The 18,144-nt window shown below is 69.2% G+C and carries 16 protein-coding genes; 9 read left to right on the top strand and 7 right to left on the bottom strand.

The window, feature by feature from the left end; translation table 11 throughout:
* Positions 1 to 143 precede the first annotated feature (143 nt).
* Positions 144 to 839 carry a hypothetical protein gene (locus ACWFRB_RS10760; protein ID WP_452640885.1) on the bottom strand — a complete coding sequence of 232 codons (696 nt, stop codon included), beginning with the start codon at positions 837 to 839 and terminating at the stop codon, positions 144 to 146.
* Positions 840 to 1,087: 248 nt separating this feature from the next.
* Here ACWFRB_RS10760 and ACWFRB_RS10765 point away from each other — a divergent pair, with 248 nt between their 5' ends.
* Together ACWFRB_RS10765 and ACWFRB_RS10770 are read left to right on the top strand one after the other, a co-directional pair.
* Positions 1,088 to 2,026, top strand: coding sequence for an acyl-ACP desaturase (locus tag ACWFRB_RS10765; RefSeq protein WP_452640887.1), 939 nt, complete (start codon positions 1,088 to 1,090; stop codon positions 2,024 to 2,026).
* Positions 2,027 to 2,126: 100 nt separating this feature from the next.
* Positions 2,127 to 3,092: an alpha/beta hydrolase gene (locus ACWFRB_RS10770; RefSeq protein ID WP_452640889.1), complete on the top strand. Its 966-nt coding sequence runs from the start codon at positions 2,127 to 2,129 to the stop codon at positions 3,090 to 3,092.
* A 155-nt stretch (positions 3,093 to 3,247) separates the two neighbouring features.
* Here ACWFRB_RS10770 and mihF read toward each other — a convergent pair whose 3' ends face one another.
* The 3 genes from mihF to ACWFRB_RS10785 form a co-directional block, all read right to left on the bottom strand.
* On the bottom strand, positions 3,248 to 3,559 hold the full coding sequence (gene mihF / locus ACWFRB_RS10775) for an integration host factor, actinobacterial type (protein WP_452640891.1): 312 nt from the start codon (positions 3,557 to 3,559) through the stop codon (positions 3,248 to 3,250).
* 87 nt (positions 3,560 to 3,646) lie between these two features.
* Positions 3,647 to 4,132, bottom strand: a complete 486-nt coding sequence (locus tag ACWFRB_RS10780; protein WP_452640893.1) for an SRPBCC family protein — start codon at positions 4,130 to 4,132, stop codon at positions 3,647 to 3,649.
* Between the two features lie 3 nt (positions 4,133 to 4,135).
* Complete coding sequence (locus ACWFRB_RS10785; protein WP_452640894.1) at positions 4,136 to 4,477, bottom strand: ArsR/SmtB family transcription factor; 342 nt, start codon at positions 4,475 to 4,477, stop codon at positions 4,136 to 4,138.
* A 158-nt stretch (positions 4,478 to 4,635) separates the two neighbouring features.
* Between ACWFRB_RS10785 and ACWFRB_RS10790 the strand changes: the two genes are divergently transcribed.
* Positions 4,636 to 5,415 carry a hypothetical protein gene (locus ACWFRB_RS10790; RefSeq protein WP_452640896.1) on the top strand — a complete coding sequence of 260 codons (780 nt, stop codon included), beginning with the start codon at positions 4,636 to 4,638 and terminating at the stop codon, positions 5,413 to 5,415.
* A 76-nt stretch (positions 5,416 to 5,491) separates the two neighbouring features.
* Here ACWFRB_RS10790 and ACWFRB_RS10795 read toward each other — a convergent pair whose 3' ends face one another.
* Positions 5,492 to 7,861 (bottom strand): DNA polymerase III subunits gamma/tau, encoded by a 2,370-nt coding sequence (locus tag ACWFRB_RS10795; protein WP_452640897.1) that lies wholly within the window; start codon positions 7,859 to 7,861, stop codon positions 5,492 to 5,494.
* A 207-nt stretch (positions 7,862 to 8,068) separates the two neighbouring features.
* On the opposite strand from ACWFRB_RS10795, the gene ACWFRB_RS10800 reads away from it, so the two are divergent.
* Together ACWFRB_RS10800 and ACWFRB_RS10805 are read left to right on the top strand one after the other, a co-directional pair.
* On the top strand, positions 8,069 to 9,406 hold the full coding sequence (locus tag ACWFRB_RS10800) for an ammonium transporter (RefSeq protein WP_452640898.1): 1,338 nt from the start codon (positions 8,069 to 8,071) through the stop codon (positions 9,404 to 9,406).
* 123 nt (positions 9,407 to 9,529) lie between these two features.
* The gene (locus ACWFRB_RS10805) at positions 9,530 to 11,227 is read left to right on the top strand and encodes an alpha/beta hydrolase (protein ID WP_452640983.1); all 1,698 of its coding nucleotides are present in this window, start codon (positions 9,530 to 9,532) and stop codon (positions 11,225 to 11,227) included.
* A gap of 72 nt (positions 11,228 to 11,299) precedes the next feature.
* On the opposite strand, the gene ACWFRB_RS10810 is transcribed toward ACWFRB_RS10805, so the two are convergent.
* Together ACWFRB_RS10810 and ACWFRB_RS10815 are read right to left on the bottom strand one after the other, a co-directional pair.
* Complete coding sequence (locus ACWFRB_RS10810) at positions 11,300 to 11,785, bottom strand: hypothetical protein (protein ID WP_452640900.1); 486 nt, start codon at positions 11,783 to 11,785, stop codon at positions 11,300 to 11,302.
* 178 nt (positions 11,786 to 11,963) lie between these two features.
* Positions 11,964 to 12,596, bottom strand: a complete 633-nt coding sequence (locus tag ACWFRB_RS10815) for a TetR/AcrR family transcriptional regulator (RefSeq protein WP_452640901.1) — start codon at positions 12,594 to 12,596, stop codon at positions 11,964 to 11,966.
* Between the two features lie 231 nt (positions 12,597 to 12,827).
* Here ACWFRB_RS10815 and ACWFRB_RS10820 point away from each other — a divergent pair, with 231 nt between their 5' ends.
* The 4 genes from ACWFRB_RS10820 to ACWFRB_RS10835 are packed head-to-tail and all read left to right on the top strand — an operon-like array spanning position 12,828 to position 18,103.
* Positions 12,828 to 14,195 carry a flavin-containing monooxygenase gene (locus tag ACWFRB_RS10820; protein WP_452640902.1) on the top strand — a complete coding sequence of 456 codons (1,368 nt, stop codon included), beginning with the start codon at positions 12,828 to 12,830 and terminating at the stop codon, positions 14,193 to 14,195.
* Between the two features lie 14 nt (positions 14,196 to 14,209).
* On the top strand, positions 14,210 to 15,373 hold the full coding sequence (locus ACWFRB_RS10825; protein ID WP_452640905.1) for a serine hydrolase domain-containing protein: 1,164 nt from the start codon (positions 14,210 to 14,212) through the stop codon (positions 15,371 to 15,373).
* The gene (locus ACWFRB_RS10830) at positions 15,370 to 16,410 is read left to right on the top strand and encodes an NAD(P)-dependent alcohol dehydrogenase (RefSeq protein WP_452640906.1); all 1,041 of its coding nucleotides are present in this window, start codon (positions 15,370 to 15,372) and stop codon (positions 16,408 to 16,410) included. The genes ACWFRB_RS10825 and ACWFRB_RS10830 overlap by 4 nt, the downstream gene beginning before the upstream one ends.
* Before the next feature lie 31 nt (positions 16,411 to 16,441).
* The gene (locus tag ACWFRB_RS10835) at positions 16,442 to 18,103 is read left to right on the top strand and encodes a class I adenylate-forming enzyme family protein (protein ID WP_452640907.1); all 1,662 of its coding nucleotides are present in this window, start codon (positions 16,442 to 16,444) and stop codon (positions 18,101 to 18,103) included.
* Positions 18,104 to 18,144 lie beyond the last annotated feature (41 nt).

An 18,144-nucleotide genomic window follows, 5' to 3' on the forward strand; every position in this document is an offset into this window, starting at 1 on the left:
CGGCACCGGCCATCCGCCGGTGCCCGCCGACCCCCCACTTCGCTCGCTCAACCGTTCCTCCTCGTATGCGCCTCCGGCGCCTGTGAGTCCTTCTGGTCCGCTGGCGGGCCAGAAGGACTCACAGGCCGGAGGATCATTCTGGGTCACCCTCGTGCGGAACGCCCCGAGAACCACAGTCCGACCGCGCACACCAACACCCAGACCGGCCCGGTGAAGCCCGCCATGTACTGCAGCGGGGAGATCCCGAACAGCGCCGTGACCGCGCCGAGCACCGCGCTCGTCCAGCCGATCCATCGCGGCAGCGCGCCGTGTCGCAGCGAGGCCGCCGCGACCGCGAGCGCACTGACGCCCGCGCCCGCCCACAGCCACGGGATGGTCCCCATCCAGTGCGCACCGAAGGCCGCGAACTCCGGCAGCAACTGGTCACCCGCGCTCAGCCCGAACACGAGCTCGGTGGTCAGGCCGGTGCCGATCAGAAGCGCTGCCGAGGTGAGGATCAGCCCGCCCGCCGCGACCTGGGGCAGCAGGCTGTGCGACTCGAGGCCGGCCGCGAGTCGGCGACACAGCCCGGCGGCGAAGACGAGCAGCAGCAGCGCCGCCACGTTCATGGCCACGTGCTCGGTCAGGATCAGGGTCCGCTGCTCGGCCATCCTGTTCATCATGGCGACGGCATTGCCCACGACGCCCTCGTCCATGGTGGCGGAGAGGCCGGTACTGGCCTGTATGCCGATGATCCCGGCGAGACCGGCGATCACACCGGTCACCGCCCACCACGACGACGGCCCGCGCCGACCGGCCGCGTCGACCTGGCGCCCCTCCGCGGGAATGGTGGTACTCATCTGCACGCTCCTCCGGTTCTGTCCCGACCGTTTCGACTGCGACGAGGATGGCGCGCCCGATGTCCCGACCACCAGAGACACCCGACCCGATCCACCGGGAATCTGCGCCTGGCCGGAGGAGCTGGATCGAATCCGTGCTTTTCCTGGAAGTGTCGCGACTCGCGGTGTTCAATAGGGCCTGGACAACCGCGGGTATCGCCGCGGGCCAGGTACTGGTTCTCGAGGTTCTTCCTTCCCAAGGAGTTCTCATGACCATGACGTTCACCCAACTCGACCTGCTCAGAGAGCTCGAGCCGACGGTCGAAGCCAATCTCAACCGGCACCTGTCGATGACCAAGAACTGGAATCCACACGACTACGTGCCATGGGACGAGGGACGGAACTTCGCGGAAATGGGTGGGGTGGACTGGGACCCGGACCAGTCCCGGCTCTCCGAGCTGGCGAAGATCGCCATGATCACCAACCTGCTCACCGAGGACAACCTGCCCTCGTATCACCGCGAGATCGCCGCCAGCTTCTCCCTCGACGGGGCGTGGGGCACCTGGGTCAACCGGTGGACAGCGGAGGAGAACCGGCACGGCATCGTGATGCGCGACTACCTGGTGGTCACCCGCGCCGTCGACCCCGTCCAGCTCGAGCAGTACCGGATGGAACACCTGACCAACGGCCTCGACTCGCCGCTGAACGCCGCGTTCCTGCCCTCGGTGGCCTACGTGACGTTCCAGGAGCTCGCCACCCGGCTCTCACACCGCAACACCGGGCATGCCTGCGCGGACGACGTCGCGGAGCGGATGCTCGACCGGATCGCGGCGGACGAGAACCTGCACATGGTCTTCTACCGGACCCTCGCCGGCGCCGCCCTCGACCTCGTCCCCGACGCGGCGCTCGAGGCGATCACCGACGTGCTGATCAATTTTCAGATGCCCGGTCTGTCCATGCCCGGCTTCCGCCGGAACGCGGTACTCCTCGCCAAACACGGCATCTACGATCTCCGGCAGCATCTCGACGACGTCGTCATGCCGGTACTCCGAATCTGGAACGTCTTCGAACGCAACGACTTCACCGATGCGGGCGAGCGGGCGCGGGACCGGCTGGCGGCGCACCTCGACGATCTCCGCCGCTCGGCCGAGCGGTTCGAGGAATCGCGAGATCGGATGCTCGCCCGCGAGGCCGCGCGCGCGGAATAGTCGTCACGCACGGGGCGGGCGTTGGCAATGCTGGTCGGCGGCACATCGCCGCCCTATCGTGGTGGAACCGAAACCGGCACAAACGAGGGGCAGCAGGCCGATGCAGGGATCAATTGTGTGGCACTGGAACGTCAGTCTTCGAGCACGGCTGGTGTTCTGGTTCGCGAGAATCTTCATCAAACCGCTGTTCACGGTGTGGCCGATGTCCGATCGAGGCATCCTCGCGCTCGGGAAGCTCGACGAGTGGTCCGACCGGACGCCCGCTCCCAAGGGCGTGAGCGTCGAGCCGACGACCCTTGGCGGGGTGCCGTGCGAGAAGGTCACCCATCCGAGGCGCGCAACCGACGCGCTGCAGGGCGCGACCATCCTCTACTTCCACGGCGGCGGATTCGTCTTCTGCGGGCTGGCCACCCATCGCGGCGCCTGCGGGGCGCTCGCGGCGCGTTCGGGTGTCCCGGTGATCTCGGTGGAGTACCGGCAGCTGCCGCACGGCGGCATCGGCACCTCGATCGCCGATGCGATGGCGGCGTACACCGCCCTGCTCGAGACCTGTGACGACCCGACCCGGATCATCGTCGCGGGCGATTCCGCGGGCGGCTATCTCGCGATGAAGGTCGCCGAGATCACCGCGCTGCAGGGGCTGCCAACGCCCGCCGCGGTGCTCGGGTACTCGCCGCTGCTCAACGTCGACCTCGAGTCACACGACCCGGAGTACATGAAGCGCGACGCCTACCTGCCGATGCGTCAGGTGCGCATTCTCAAGGACCGCTGGCTCGCGGGTCCCGACCTGATCGTCGGGGCGGAGTCGCCGGTGGCGGCCGACCCGGCGCTGTTCCCGCCGGTGTTCCTCTCCGCCGCCGAGTACGAGCTGATGCGGCCCGACGTCGAGGTCATGACCGAGCGTCTCGAGCGGGCGGGCCGGCCGGTGGAGACCCACCTGTGGAGCGGTCAGATCCACGCCTTCCCGGTGCTCGGCGTCATGCTCGAGGAGAGCAAGACCCTGATCGCGCTCAGCATCGACTTCGCCAGGCGGAACGTGGCCTCGCGCGAGCGTCGTTCGGCCTAGCCCTGACCGACGCCGAACGCGGGCGGGCTGTCGCCGGCTGCCGCGCGACCGCAGGTTCACACCGCCGTCGCCTGGCGGATGGGGTGGGTTCGGCTACGAGCGCATTCCAGCGCTGACCGCGGCGAAGAACGCCACGGTCAGCGCTGGTGGGGTGGTCAGCCGAGTTTCGCGAGCAGGTCAGCGCGCTGGCGCGCACCCAGGCCGGAAACCCGCCGTGTCTCCGCGATCCCGACCGACTCGGCGATGTCGCGAGCCTTGACCTTCCCGAAATGCGGAAGAGACTCGAGCAAGTAGAGGACCTTCGTTTTTCCGACGATCTCGTCCGACTCTGCTCTGTCCAGGATGTCAGTGAAGGTGAGCTTCCCTGTCTTGAGGCCCTCACGCAGTTCCGACCGGGCCTTGCGGGACGCGGCTGCCTTCTCCAGCGCCGCGGCACGTTGTTCGGGAGTCAAGGTGGGTAGTGCCATGTTGGGCATCCTCTCGCTTGGGTACCGACCAATCCAGGCTAGAACGGTGCTGTCGTTTGGCCGTTCATTGCTTCACTCGCGTGTCGGTCAGGACGCGATCAGCTCGTCGATCTGGTTGATCGCCGACGAGGCCCCCTCGACCACACCCATCTCCAGCACCTGCTGAAGCGCCTCGGCGGACTCGTAGGTGCTCACGTAGGTCGCGCGGGTACCACCGTCGTGCTCGGCGAAGGTGAAGACGTTCGTCGAGACCGGCAGTTCGGGATTCGAGTTGAAGTCCAGGTCGGCGAAGCCGTCGTCGAAGGAGAAGCTCGTCGGCTCGTCGACGGCCGTGATCTGCCAGTACCCGGCGAACTTCTCACCCTCCGGGCCGGTCATGAAGTAGGTCGTGCGGCCACCGGGCGTGAGGTCGTGGTCGACCACCGTCGCCGGGTACGTCGGCGGCCCCCACACCTTCTCCAGCTGGCGTGGGTCTGCGTAGACCTGCCAGATCCGCGCCACCGGCGCCGCGAAGTCGGCCGTGATGGTCAGGGTCAGGTTGTCGAGGTCCTGCTGGACATTGGTCACAGGCATGGTTCAGCCCTCCTTGGTCGAGTCGGATGCAATGAGTTCGTCGATTCGTGCAATGCGGCCGCGCCACACCTGCTCCAGCTCGGCGAGCATGGACGCCACCGACCGCACCGCCGCCACGTCGCCGCTGGTCAGCTGCTCCCGACCGCTGCGCCGCTTCGTGAGCAGGCCGGCATTCTCCAGCACGGCGACGTGCTTCTGCACCGCGGCGAAGCTCATCTCGTAGTTCACCGCGAGCGCGGAAACCGAGTGCTCCCCGGCCAGCACGCGGCGCATGATGTCGCGCCGGGTCCGGTCGGCGAGCGCATGGAACAGGGCGTCCGCCCTGTCCTCGTCGTCTCCGTTCACGTCTCCCAATATACAACCAATCGGTTGTATGTCGTTAACCTCGCCGCAGCTGTGGCGTGATCTCTCGCCGGTTCGAGTTCACGGCACTACGGAGGATTGGGCGCCTCCGGCTCGGGGAACCCGGAGGTCACGTTCCCGAAGCGGCAAAGGATGTCCGCATGACCCCCGTCGGTTCGATCGCGACGGCCGCCGTCCTGGCGGTTCTCGCGTTGGTCACCTCCCCCGCCGCGGCGAATGCAGCCCCGACCCCCGTCGACAATCTCAACGACGTCCCGGCGCGGACCTCGATCTCCATAGGGGAATCGCGCACCGGCAATCGAGTGGGCACGGCCAATCAGCACGAAGCGCGCCCGGGCCTGTCGATCGTGAAGCTGTACATGGCCGACCACGCACTGCGGCACGGCGACGGTTCCGAGCGCGACCGCGCACTCGCGGAACGAATGATCCGGCACTCGGACGACGGCGCCGCCGACGGCCTACACGCCAAATATCCCGAGGCGATCGATGCAACCGCGGCCGAGTTTCGATTGACGAGCACGAGGGGCGCGCCCGACTGGGGCAGCGCGGTGACCAGCACGGCCGACACGGTCGCCTTCCTCGAGACGAAGAAGTCCACCGATCCGGACTCCCCGATCCTCACCTGGATGGCCTCCGCGGCACCCGCCGCCGCGGACGGAACGACGCAGAACTGGGGAACCGCCACGCTGCCGGGGGTGACGGGCAGCAAGTGGGGATGGTCGGACTTCGGCCCCTCGAGCGTCGCATCCGCCTCATTCGGCCCCGACTTCTCGGTGGCCGCGCAGACGTATGGGTCCGCCGCCGATCAGACCGCCGACGTCACCAACGCCTTCGGGACGGACCCCGCTGCGCCCGCGCCATCGTTGCCGCGCTTGCCCTTCGACGACAAAGACTCGCCCATGCTGCTGCCGATTGGGTGATGGCCCCACGCGGCCCGCCCACCCGTCGACGTCAGGATCGGCGAGGCGGGCGAGATGAGCGAAGGAGACCTGCCTACTAGCCGTCGATTCGCTTGGCCCCGAGATGGGTCTCCAGCAACTGGAGCGCCATCTCCTCGGGATCCCGGCGGACGGACGGGTCGGCCGGCTCGGCGGCCTGCGCCATCATCTCTTCCTCGTCCTCCGGGGTCACCGACTCGGGCGTGGCGGGCGGCGGGCCCGGATCGTCCGGGTAGTCGGGTTCCTCGGGCGGCGGGATGTCATCGACGCCAGGACCCGGCGCGGATTCGGTCCGCGGGGCGGGGGCGGATGCCGCCTGCTCCTGGCTCGGACGCGAGAAACGCGGCGCACCAGCCGGTTTCGCCTGCTGTTGGCGGGCGGGCTGAGCACGCGGAGGAGCATCGGCCGGCGCGGCGGTACCCACCTCGCAGTCGATCGCCCAGTCCACGCCGAACACCTCCCGCAGCGCGTCGCGGATCACCTCGGCGTTGCGCGGCTCCACCAGACGCTTGGCCAGCGGCGCGGAGGCGTGGATGAGGATGAGGCGGTCGTTCTCCACCGCCCGGACCGTGGCGCCCGAGAGCATCACCTCGACGGTGCGGCTCCGGTCGCGCACCTTCGCCCTGACCTCGGACCACACGGCGCGGACCGCGGTGGCGTCGGGCTGACCGGCCGCTGCGGGCGCGGACACCGCCGGCACGACCGGCTCGGACGGCTCGGACGGCGCCTGCTCGGGTTCCGCGACGGCCACCGGTTCCGGTTCGCGCGCAGGTGCCGGCTCGACGCGGGGCGCAACGGGTTCGGGCGCAACCGCTTCCGGGACGACGGACTCCGGGATCACGGGCTCAGGGACGACGGGCTCGGGGACGACGGGCTCGGGAACCGAAGGCGCCGGGGCAAGCGGTTCCGGCGCCGCGAGGGCGGGCTCCCGCGACTGCGGGGCAGGCGCCGACTCCGACGCCGCGGCGGGCACCTCGACCGGGGCGCCTGCCTGCTCTGCGGGCTGCGGCGCACTCGGTTCCGGTGCACCACGTTCGGCCACCACGGGGGCGACGACCTCCGGCGCGACCGGCTCGGACCGAACCGGCGGGGCCGGTTCCGGTGACGCCGGTTGTACCGGTTCCTGCTGTCGCTGCTGCGCCGCCGCACGCTGCGACGGACGCTGGTAGATCGGCTCGGGCTCCGGGGCACTCGGCCGCGCCGCGGGCTCCGCGGGCGCGCTCGAGCGCGTTCCCGCGACCGGCTCCGCGACCGGCTCCGCCACCGGCAGGCCACCCTCGGCACGCCGTTCGAGCCGCTCCAGCCTTTGCAGCACAGCCGATTCCGCATCCGATGCGGCCGGCAGCAGCATCCGGGCGCACATCACTTCGAGCAGCAGCCGGGGTGCCGTGGCCCCCCGCATCTCGCCCAGCCCGGAGTGCAGGACCTCGGCGTAGCGGGCGAGGGTCGCCGGACCGATCCGTTCCGCCTCCTCGCGAATCCGCTCGAGCACGTCCCCTGGCGCGTCGACCAGGCCGCGCTCCCCCGCGTCCGGGACGGCCCGCATCAGGATCAGGTCGCGGATCCGCTCGAGCAGGTCAACCGCGAACCGTCGCGGATCGTGGCCGGCGTCCATCACCTTGTCCACGGTGCCGAAGAGCGCGGCGCCGTCACCGGCGGCGAGCGCATCGACCGCGTCGTCGATGAGCGCGACGTCGGTGACGCCGAGCAGGGACAGCGCGCGCTGATAGGTGACGCCCTCGTCGCCCGCTCCGGCCAGCAACTGGTCGAGCACGCTGAGCGAATCGCGCGGCGATCCGCCGCCCGCGCGGATCACCAGCGGATAGACAGGGGCCTCGACGGCGACGTGCTCCTGCGCGCAGATCTTCTCCAGCAGTCCGCGCATGGTCGACGGCGCCAGCAGCCGGAACGGGTAGTGGTGGGTGCGCGACCGGATCGTCGGCAGCACCTTCTCCGGCTCGGTGGTCGCGAAGACGAAGATCAGGTGCTCCGGCGGCTCCTCGACGATCTTGAGCAGCGCGTTGAAGCCCGCGGTGGTGACCATGTGGGCCTCGTCCACGATGAAGATGCGGTACCGGGACTCCGCGGGCGCGTAGAACGCCCGGTCACGCAGCTCGCGGGTGTCGTCGACGCCGCCGTGGCTGGCAGCGTCCAGCTCGATCACGTCGAGGTTGCCGGGTCCGCCGGGGGCGAGCGCAACGCACGACGAGCACACACCGCACGGGGTGGAGGTCGGACCCTCCACACAGTTCAGCGACCGGGCCAGGATCCGGGCGGACGACGTCTTGCCGCAGCCGCGCGGGCCCGAGAACAGGTACGCGTGGTTGATGCGTCCGGCGTCGAGGGCGGTGCTCAGGGGGTCGGTGACGTGCTCCTGCCCCACCACCTCGGCGAAGGTTGCCGGTCGATATTTCCGGTAGAGGGCCACGCGGAGAGGGTACCGGCGAAGGGCGACACCGCGTCGGCGGACCGCCGTCCCCCTGCCTCCGGCGCCGGAACCCGCACCTGGGCGGCGGCCCGGGTGAGCGGAATCCGAAACACAGCCGCAACACATTGGCAGCGCGGGCGAAACCACCAGCGACCATCGTCACCACTCGCGTGCGGCTGAGGCCCGCCCGCGTGAGGAGAAACCGACGTGCCCGAGACCATCGACGCCGGAGCCACCGCATGGCTGCTGGTGAGCACCGCCCTGGTCCTTTTGATGACGCCGGGGCTGGCCCTGTTCTACGGCGGCATGGTCCGCTCCAAGGGCGTGCTCAACATGATCATGATGAGTTTCGTCTCGATCGCCCTGGTCAGCGTGGTCTGGCTGCTCGTCGGCTACAGCCTCGCCTTCGGTGAGGACATCGGCGGCGGCCTGCTCGGCGGACTCGAGCACCTGGGGATGGCGGACATCACCCCTGCCACCGTGCACAGCGGCGTCCCCGAGTTCCTGTTCGCCACCTTCCAGCTGACCTTCGCGATCCTCACAGCCGCCTTGATCAGCGGTGCGATCGCGGACCGCACCAAGTTCTCCGCGTGGATGGTCTTCGTCCCGGTGTGGACGCTGGCCGTGTACGCCCCGGTCGCGCACTGGGTCTGGGGGCCGGACGGCTGGATCGCGCAGCTGGGCGCGCTCGACTATGCGGGCGGCCTGGTGGTCGAGATCGTCTCCGGCGCGTCCGGGCTGGCGCTGGCGCTGGTCCTCGGCCCGCGCATCGGCTTCCGCTCCGAGCCCATGCGCCCGCACAACCTGCCGCTGGTACTGCTCGGCGTCGGGCTGCTGTGGTTCGGCTGGTTCGGCTTCAACGCCGGTTCCGCGCTCGCCGCGAACGGCACCGCGGCGGCGGTCTTCCTCAACACCCTTGTCGCGGGCTGCGCGGGCATGCTCGGCTGGCTGCTGGTCGAGCAGAAGCGCGACGGACACCCCACCACCTTCGGCGCGGCCTCCGGCGTGGTGGCAGGCCTGGTCGCGATCACCCCGTCCTGCGGCTGGGTCACGGTCCTCGGCGCCGCCGTGGTCGGCACGCTCGCCGGTGTCGTCTGCTCCTTCGCGGTGGGCCTGAAGTTCCGTTTCGGCTACGACGACTCGCTCGACGTGGTCGGCGTGCACCTCATCGGTGGCATCGTCGGCACGCTCCTGATCGGCCTGCTCGCCGCCGAGGTGATGACCGGAGGGGTCGAGGGGCTGCTGTACGGCGGCGGACTCGCCCAGCTCGGCAAGCAGACCCTTGCGGTCGTCGTGGTCGGCCTCTACGCCTTCGGGGTCACCTACACGCTCGGCAAGGCGATCGACCGGTGGATGGGTTTCCGGGTCAGTCGCGAGGACGAGATCGCGGGCGTCGACCTGGCGTTGCACGCCGAGTCCGCATACGAGCACGCGGTCCTCGCCCACGGCGGGCCGACCGGTCCGCCGCCGGGGATCTTCTCCCGCGAGCACGACGAGCAGCGTCACCGCCCTGCCGAACCCGACCCGGACGACGTCGCCGACTGACCGAGATGCCCTCCTTGTCGGGTTCGATTCGATACGCTCCGCCCCGGTCCGGATAGGTAGGACCGTCAGCAGCCGACCCTCCCGCCCGGAGGCGCCGCGACCGGACCAGGAACGACGATGACGATGACGACGACGCTCCCCCCTGCCGGGCCGCACCCGGCCGAAGCCCCGGACACCGACGGGTTCGCCGATCGCGCGCGCCGCTACGGCCGGTCGCTCCACCCCGTCGGCCTCGCCGTCGCGCTGCTCTTCTTCTGCTGGTCGCTGACGCCCTCCCTGCTGCCACGCGTGTGGTACCTGCAGGGGGTCGCCACCGGCATCAGCGTCGCGACGGGCTACGGGATCGGCTGCCTCGCGGCCTGGGCGGTGCGCAAATGCGGTGTCTCGCCTCGATACTCGGAGCGAACCAAGCGGATCGGCCGATGGACCCTGCTCGGGTTCACGGTGGTTCTCGTTCCGACCTTTGCGATCCTCGGCGCGGTGTCACAGCAGGCGGTGCGCGATCTCGTCGGCGTCGAGAAGGAGCACGAGGCGAACTACCTTCTGGTGCTGTTGATCTCTCTCGGAATCGCCGCGTTGATCCTCTGGATCGCCCGCGCCACCCGGACGGCCACCAACCGGATGGCGACATTCGGCCGCCGCTACGTGCCCGCACCGGTGGCCAGGGTCGCGAGCCTGGTCGTCGTGGTCGCCGTCGGCCTGATGATCGTCAACGGCGTCGTCTACCAAGGACTCATCGGCCTCGCGAACCGGTCGGCCGCCGCGTCCGACCACGGCACGGCCGACAACGTGGTCCGACCCGAGATGCCCGAACGCTCGGGATCTCCTGCGTCCGCCGAGCCGTGGGAGAGCCTCGGGCGAGAGGGGCGCACCTTCGTCGCGGGCGGTCCGAGCGCAGAGCAGATCACCGCGGCCACCGGCAGGCCCGCTCTGACCCCGATCCGGGTGTACGTGGGACGCGAGTCCGCAGAGTCGATTTCGGACGCGGCCGATCAGGTGGTCGCGGAACTGGTGCGGACCGGCGCCTTCGACCGCGCGGTGCTCGCCGTCGCCACCGGCACCGGCCGCGGCTGGGTCAATGCCTCGGTGGCGGGCGCGCTCGAGTACACGGCAGGCGGCGACTCCGCGATCGCGTCCATGCAGTACTCCTTCCTGCCCAGCGCGTTGTCGTTCATCGCGGACCGGGAGTCACCGAAGGAGGCGGGCCGGGCGCTGTTCGAGGCGGTCTACGCGGAGTGGGAGTCGCGGCCCGCCGAGAGCCGCCCGAAGCTGCTGGCGTTCGGCGAGAGCCTCGGCTCCTTCGGCGGCCAGTCCGCGTTCGCGGGCGCCCAGGACATGCTCGCCCGGACCGACGGCGCGCTGTGGGTGGGTACCCCGAACTTCTCCCCGCAGTGGACGGACACAACCGCGGGGCGCGATCCCGGTTCGCCCGAACGCCTTCCCGTGATCGACGGCGGCGCCAACGTCCGGTTCGCCTCGGCTGCACAGGATCTCGAACTCGATGCCGCCTGGGGCACGCCCCGGGTCGTCTACTGGCAGCACGCGAGCGATCCGATCACCTGGTGGTCGTTCGATCTGTTGCTGAACCGGCCGGACTGGCTACGCGAGCCGCTGGGCCCGGACGTCGATCCCGACATGCGCTGGATCCCATTCGTCACCTTCTGGCAGGTGACGATGGACATGGTCTTCTCGGCGGACGTGCCGGACGGCCACGGGCACACCTTCCAGGCGGACGCCGTGAACATCTGGGCGGACATCCTCGCGCCGGACGGCTGGACGGCCGCGGACACCGAGAAGGTGCGGGCCGCCATGTCTGAGTAGTCGGCTTCGCCGCTCGTGAGTGCTTGTGACCCCCCCTCGTGGCCACAAGTGCTCACAGGCGGCGGAGCCGCCTCAGGGGCGCATGGTGATGGTGTAGCCCGCGTTCAGGTTCGGGAAGCCGGTGTCCATCGTGCTCGCGATGTCGTAGTAGACCCCGTCGCCGCCGGTCATCCTCGTCCCGTCCAGGCTCGCATCACCCTGGTAGTTGTTCGCCATGAACACGGCCTGGGCGTCACCCGGCAGCCCATAGGTGACATCGACGCCGATCCCCCGCGGATCGTTGTTCGTCGCGGTGATGATCTCCGAGCTCCACGGCGCGAGAACCGCCCGCGGCCCCTGGATCCACTCGCCGTACGGATTGTCCGAGCCCCGCAGCACCATGGACTGACCGGTGTTGTTGGTGATCGTCATCGCGATCGTCGGGCCGGTCATGGGGAGCGTCCCGGCGGACGCCGTCGCGCCGGTGAAGCCGAGGGTCGCGGCGGCGAAGGCCAGGGCGAGCGGGGGCAGGGTGGCGATGCGGGCGAGGCGACGACGGCGAACGGTGGCGATGCTCATTGTGAATGATCCTGTCCGGGTGGATGTTTGATATCTCGAGCCGGACCGTTCCGGCGCTGAGACAACTATCACCCGTTTCCGCCTCGGGCCCCGTCCACCGGACGGACCCCACGGGGGAGGAAACAGTTGTCCCCCGATCGGGGGACAACGGGGCCGGCAGGCACCGCGCCGGGAGGCACTACGACGCGGCGGGGGCCGTCAGCGCCGGGAACCAGATGTCCGTCAGAACCTCCGCTGCCTGCTCGGCCGAAACATCGATCGTCCCGAGCATCGCCCACCTGGTGAAGAATCGTTCGAGTTGCGTCACGAGGAGTTCGACGCGCAACCGGGCCTCATCGCGCTTGTCTTCCGGCCAGCGCGCGAGGTAGCTCGTCATCGAGTTCGGGAGGGCCAGGATCCCATCCCGAGCGATGGCCCGGAAGTCGGACTCGAGGGCCGTCGCCTCGTCCCAGGCCGGGAGCATCTCTTTGTATTGATGGAACCAGTCGATGGCCCGGGTGATCCAGTCCGTGAACTCGGCACGCGATCCGGTGTCGAGTACACGGTCCAGGTCTTGGTAGAAGGAAAGAGCGCTCGGCGCCATGCCATCCCCTGCCACTGCCAGCAGGATGTCCACCTTGCCGGGGAAGTGCAGGTAAAAGGTCGCCCGGCTGCAGCCGACCTCGGCGGCGATGTCATCGACCGTCACGGCCGCGTAGCCCCTGGCGGCGAAGAGCCCCTGGGCCGATTCCAACAGCCGCGCGCGGGTCGCCCGCTTCTGTTCGGCTCGGAGCGTGCCACGCCTGTTCCCCGTGCCAGTCGCATTGCTCACTGCATCCACCACCAATCGGAGTTTACTCGCGGCCCAGTCAGTCGCCGCATCGCCAGCAACGAAACTTTACGTCATTCACTTGACAGACCGTCAGTCAAAGCTAATGTATGTCGCAGGTCACATCGAGTCGCACTCACCGCAGTCGTCACAGTCGCGTTTCCGCCGGTGCCACACCCCGCCGGAAGGAATGACGAGGCCGCGGCCAGTCGACCCCGGCAGAAAGAGAACCTCATGCACTCCCCGAACCTGCCCCGCGTCTGCGTCATCGGCGCCGGTCCATCAGGAATCACGACCGCCAAGCGCCTCAAGGACTACGGCATCCCGTTCGACTGCTTCGAGGCCTCCGACGAGGTCGGCGGCAACTGGTACTACAAGAACCCCAACGGGATGTCGGCCTGCTACCAGAGCCTGCACATCGACACCTCCAAGTGGCGACTGGCGTTCGAGGACTTCCCGGTTCCCTCCGAGTGGCCCGACTTCCCGCACCACTCGCAGCTGTTCCAGTACTTCAAGGACTACGTCGACCACTTCGGCCTGCGGGAGTCGATCACGTTCAACACCTCCGTCGAGCACGCCGAGCGGGCCGACGACGGGCTGTGGACCGTCACGCTGTCCAATGGCGACGCGCGCACCTACGACGCGCTGATCGTGTGCAACGGCCACCACTGGGATCCGCGGACCCCGGACTACCCCGGCGAGTTCGACGGCACGCTCATCCACAGCCACGCATACAACGACCCGTTCGACCCGATCGACATGCGCGGCAAGAACGTCGTGGTGGTCGGCATGGGCAACTCCGGCCTCGACATCGCCTCCGAGCTCTCGCAGCGCTTCCTGGCCAAGACACTGACCGTCTCCGCCCGTCGCGGGGTCTGGGTGCTGCCGAAATACCTCAAGGGAACGGCAGGCGACAAGATGTCGATGCCCGCCTGGATCCCGCGCCCGCTCTCCCTTGCGCTCAAACGGCGCTTTCTGAACAAGAACCTCGGCTCCATGGAGGGCTACGGTCTGCCCAAGCCCGACCACCTGCCCTTCGAGGCGCACCCGTCCGCGAGCGGCGAGTTCCTCGGCAAGGCGGGATCGGGAGACATCTCGTTCAAGCCTGCCATCACGGCGCTGGAGGGCAAGCAGGTCCGCTTCGCCGACGGCAGCAGCCTTGACGTCGACGTGATCGTCTGCGCCACCGGCTACCACATCAGCTTCCCGTTCTTCACCGATCCGAACCTGTTGCCCGACAGCGAGAACCGCTTCCCTCTGTTCAAGCGAATGATGAAGCCCGACATCGACAACCTGTTCTTCATGGGACTCGCGCAGCCGATGCCGACCCTGGTGAACTTCGCCGAACAGCAGAGCAAGCTCGTCGCCGCCTACCTCGCAGGCAAGTACCTGCCGCCGTCGCCCGGCGAGATGGGTGCCGTCCTCGCCGCCGACGAGGAGTACTACCTCAAGCCGTACTACAAGTCGCCCAGGCACACCATCCAGTGCGAGTTCGATCCCTACGTGCGCAACCTGAAGAAGGAAATCGTCAACGGCGGCAAGCGCGCCCAGACCGCGGGCAACGCGTTGCCCGTGCCTGCCCGCGCCATGCAGAACGCGTGAGGGAGGAGATCGACATGGCACTGACACAGGGATTCTGCGCGGAGGGCTTCGAGCCGGTCCGCGATGCACTCGAGCAGCAGCTCGCGTCGGGCGAGGAGCTCGGCGCATCCATCTGCGTGACCGTCGACGGTGCGCCCGTCGTCGACGTCTGGGGCGGCTACGCCGACCAGGAGCGGACCACGCCCTGGGCCGAGGACACCATCGTCAACGTCTTCTCCATCACCAAGACGATGACGGCGCTCAGCGCGCTGCTCCTCGTCGATCGCGGCGAACTCGATGTGTACCAGAAGGTCTCGCACTACTGGCCCGAGTTCGCGGCGAACGGCAAGGAGGACATCGAGGTTCGACATCTGCTCTCACACACCTCAGGGGTGTCCGGCTGGGAGCGGCCGATCGAACTCGAAGACATCTACGACACCGAGGCCGCCAGCGCCCGACTGGCCGCGCAGGCGCCCTGGTGGGAGCCGGGCACCGCGTCGGGTTACCAGGCTCTGAACTACGGACATCTCGTCGGCGAGGTGATCCGGCGAGTGGACGGCCGCAGCCTGGGCCGCTTCTTCGCCGAGGAGCTGGCCCGGCCGCTGGGTGCCGACTTCCACATCGGTACCGGCCCCGAGCATTTCGGCCGGATCGCTCCGATGGTCCCGGCGCCGGCACTCAACTTCGACATGTCCACGCTCGATCAGGACAGCATCCTGGTCAAGACGGTGACCTGTCCGTGGCTCGACATGGAGAAGGTCAACACCGCCGACTGGCGGCAGGCGGAGCTCGGCGCCATGAACGGTCACGGCAACGCGCGCTCGGTCGCCCGCCTGCAGTCGCTGATCTCCTGCGGCGGCGAACTGGACGGCACGCGCCTGCTCTCCCAGGCCACCATCGACCTGATCTTCGAGCAGCAGGCCGACGGCATCGACCTGGGCATCCTCACCCCGCTGCGGTTCGGCATCGGTTACGGTCTCCCCCACCCGGACACCGCCCCGCTGGTGCGCGACGGCCGGGTGTGCTGGTGGGCCGGGTTCGGCGGCTCGATGCTCGTCAACGACCTCGACAACCGGGTCACCTTCGCCTACACGATGAACAAAATGGCGCCAGGACTGATCGGCTCCGATCGCAGCGACGCCTACCTGCACGCCACCAACGAAGCCGTTCGATCGGCACGAAGCGAGGTCTCCCTGTGAGGGCACTACAGCTCACGGATCCGGGTGTCATCGAGATCCGGGACGTCCCCGTACCGGAGATCGGCCCGTCCGACCTGTTGATCCGCGTCGGCGCGGCAGGCATCTGCCACTCCGACCTGCACCTGCTGCACTTCCCGGTGAAGATGCGGGAGGAACCACTCACCATCGGGCACGAGATCGCGGGCACCATCGAGGCCGTCGGCACCGAGGTAGACGGGCGCCAGCTCGGCGAGCGCGGGATCGTCTACCTGTGCTGGTCGTGCGGCGTCTGCCGGGAGTGCATCAGCGGCAACGAGAACGTCTGCCTGGCCGCTGGCAGGACCGCCATGCCGCCGTGCCCCGGGCTCGGCCCCGACGGCGGCATGGCCGAGTACGTCCGGATCCCGGCCCGCTCGTTCGTCCCCATCGGAGACCTGGACTTCCTCCAGGCGGCGCCGATGGCCGACGCCGCACTGACCAGCTACCACGCCATCCGGGGCGCCAAGGAGCACCTGCGTCCCGGCTCGACCGCCGTGGTGATCGGCGTCGGCGGACTCGGGCACGTCGCCGTGCAGATCCTGCGCGCGCTCAGCGCGACGCGGATCGTCGCGGTGGACCTCGGCCAGGACCAGTTGGACCTGGCGAAGCGCTGCGGTGCCGACGTCACCCTCGAATCCGGTCCCGACACCGCACGCCAGATCCTCGAGCTGACCGGCGGCCGCGGCGCGGAAGCTGTGTTCGACTTCGTCGGCGTCGACCCCACCGCCCAGATGGCGGTCGAGTCCGTGGCACCCAACGGCGCGTACCGGATGGTCGGGCTCGGCGGCGGCGTCCCCGGTGTGACGGCCGACCCGGCGGGTGGCCCCGGCTGGCCGTGGGGCGCCTCGGTACGGAAGTCTTACGGCGGCACCAGAAGTGACCTCGTGGACTCGATTGCTCTCGCCCAGGCCGGGCGACTGACCGTTGAGGTGGACCGGTTCGACCTCGCCGACGCCCGAGAGGCGTTCGACCGCCTCGAGGCGGGCAAGATCCGCGGACGAGCGGTGCTGGTTCCGTGACCGGGTACAACACGATCCGAAAGGAAATGCAGTGACGAAGTCTGTTGACCCCCAGGCGTACATCGCCTCCGTGATGGCCGGACTGACGGGCCCGGGCGGACGCTTCGAACTCGGCGTCGAGAGCGTGCTCGGGGCCGAGATCCCGGTCATGAAGAACCGCGACCGGGCGCTCGGCGACGTCCTGAGGGCCTCACTCTCCCACGGAGACCGGGACTACCTGGTCACCGAGGATCGCCGGATGAGCTACGCGGAACACGGGGCCGCTGCCGCCGCGTTCGCCACCGCCCTGCGCGAACGGTACGGCGTCGGCAAGGGTGACCGTGTCGGCATCCTGGCCGCCAACACCCCCGAATGGCTGGTCGCATTCTGGGCGGCACAGTCGCTCGGCGCGATCGCGGTCGGTTTCAACGCGTGGTGGGCGCCGCGTGAGGTCGAGTACGGCATCGACCACACCAAGCCGACCGTCGTGGTCGCCGATGCCAAGCGCGCCGCGTTGCTCGGCGAGCTCGGCGCCGACGTCCCCGTGCTCACCATGGAGGAGGACATCCCGCGCCTGGTCGCCGAGTTCGCCGGCTCCGACCTGCCGCGCACCGACGTGGACGAGGACGATCCGGCGCTGATCCTGTACACGAGCGGAACCAGCGGCAGGCCCAAGGGCGCCGTGCACTCGCACCGAAATGTGCTCGCGACCATCGACTATCACCGGTTCAGCGATGCGCTCGCCGCCGCGTTCACCGGCGGCGACCCGAACTCGGACGCCCCCAGCGACCGGCGGTACCTGCTCACCTCGCCGCTGTTCCACATCGCCAGCCTGCACAACCTGGCCGTCCCCCGGCTGGCAACGGGCGGCGCTGTGGTGATCTACCAGGGCTCGTTCGACGTGGACCGCATGCTCGGGCTCGTCGAGCGCGAACGCGTGACCAACTGGGCCGCCGTCCCCACAATGGCGAATCGTCTGCTCGAGCACGAGGATCTGTCGCGATACGACCTCTCCTCGGTCACCGCGTTCGCGCTGTCGGCGGCGCCGTCGTCCGCGGCGTTCCAGGACCGCCTGCGCGAGAAGGTGCCGTTCGCGCGCAACTCCCTCGTCGACAGCTACGGCCAGACCGAGAGTGCCACCGCGATCTCGGTCGCCACTCCCCTCGATCTCGCGACCTTCCCCGGCACCCTCGGCCGGCCCATCATCGGCGTCGCCGTTGAGGTCCGGGACCCGTTCGGGGAGAAGGTCCCCGACGGAGTGGAGGGCGAGATCTGCGCGCGCAGCCCCTACGTGATGCTCGGCTACTGGGACAACCCCGAGGCCACCGCAGCGGCGATCACCGAGGACCGCTGGCTGCGCACCGGCGACTTCGGTGTGATCGAGAACGGCATGGTCCGGCTCACCGGGCGACGGTCGGACCTGATCCTGCGCGGCGGCGAGAACGTGTACCCGATGGAGATCGAGCAGTGCCTGGACGAGCACCCCGAGATCCTCGAGTGCGTCGTGATCGGCGTGGACCATCCCGACCTCGGTCAGGAGGTGGCCGCGGTGGTCGTCGCGCGGTCGGAGGGCGCCGTCACGGAGGAGGAGCTGCTAGCCTTCGCCGGCGAACGCCTCGCCTATTTCAAGGTCCCGGCTCGGTGGCGGATCACCACAACGCCGTTGCCGCGCAACGCGACCGGCAAGACGATGCGCACCCAGGTGGTCCTCTGATGGCACCCCGGTCGGCAAATGACGTTCGAGAATGGAGCGGT

The organism is Rhodococcus sp. NPDC055112 (assembly GCF_053607505.1).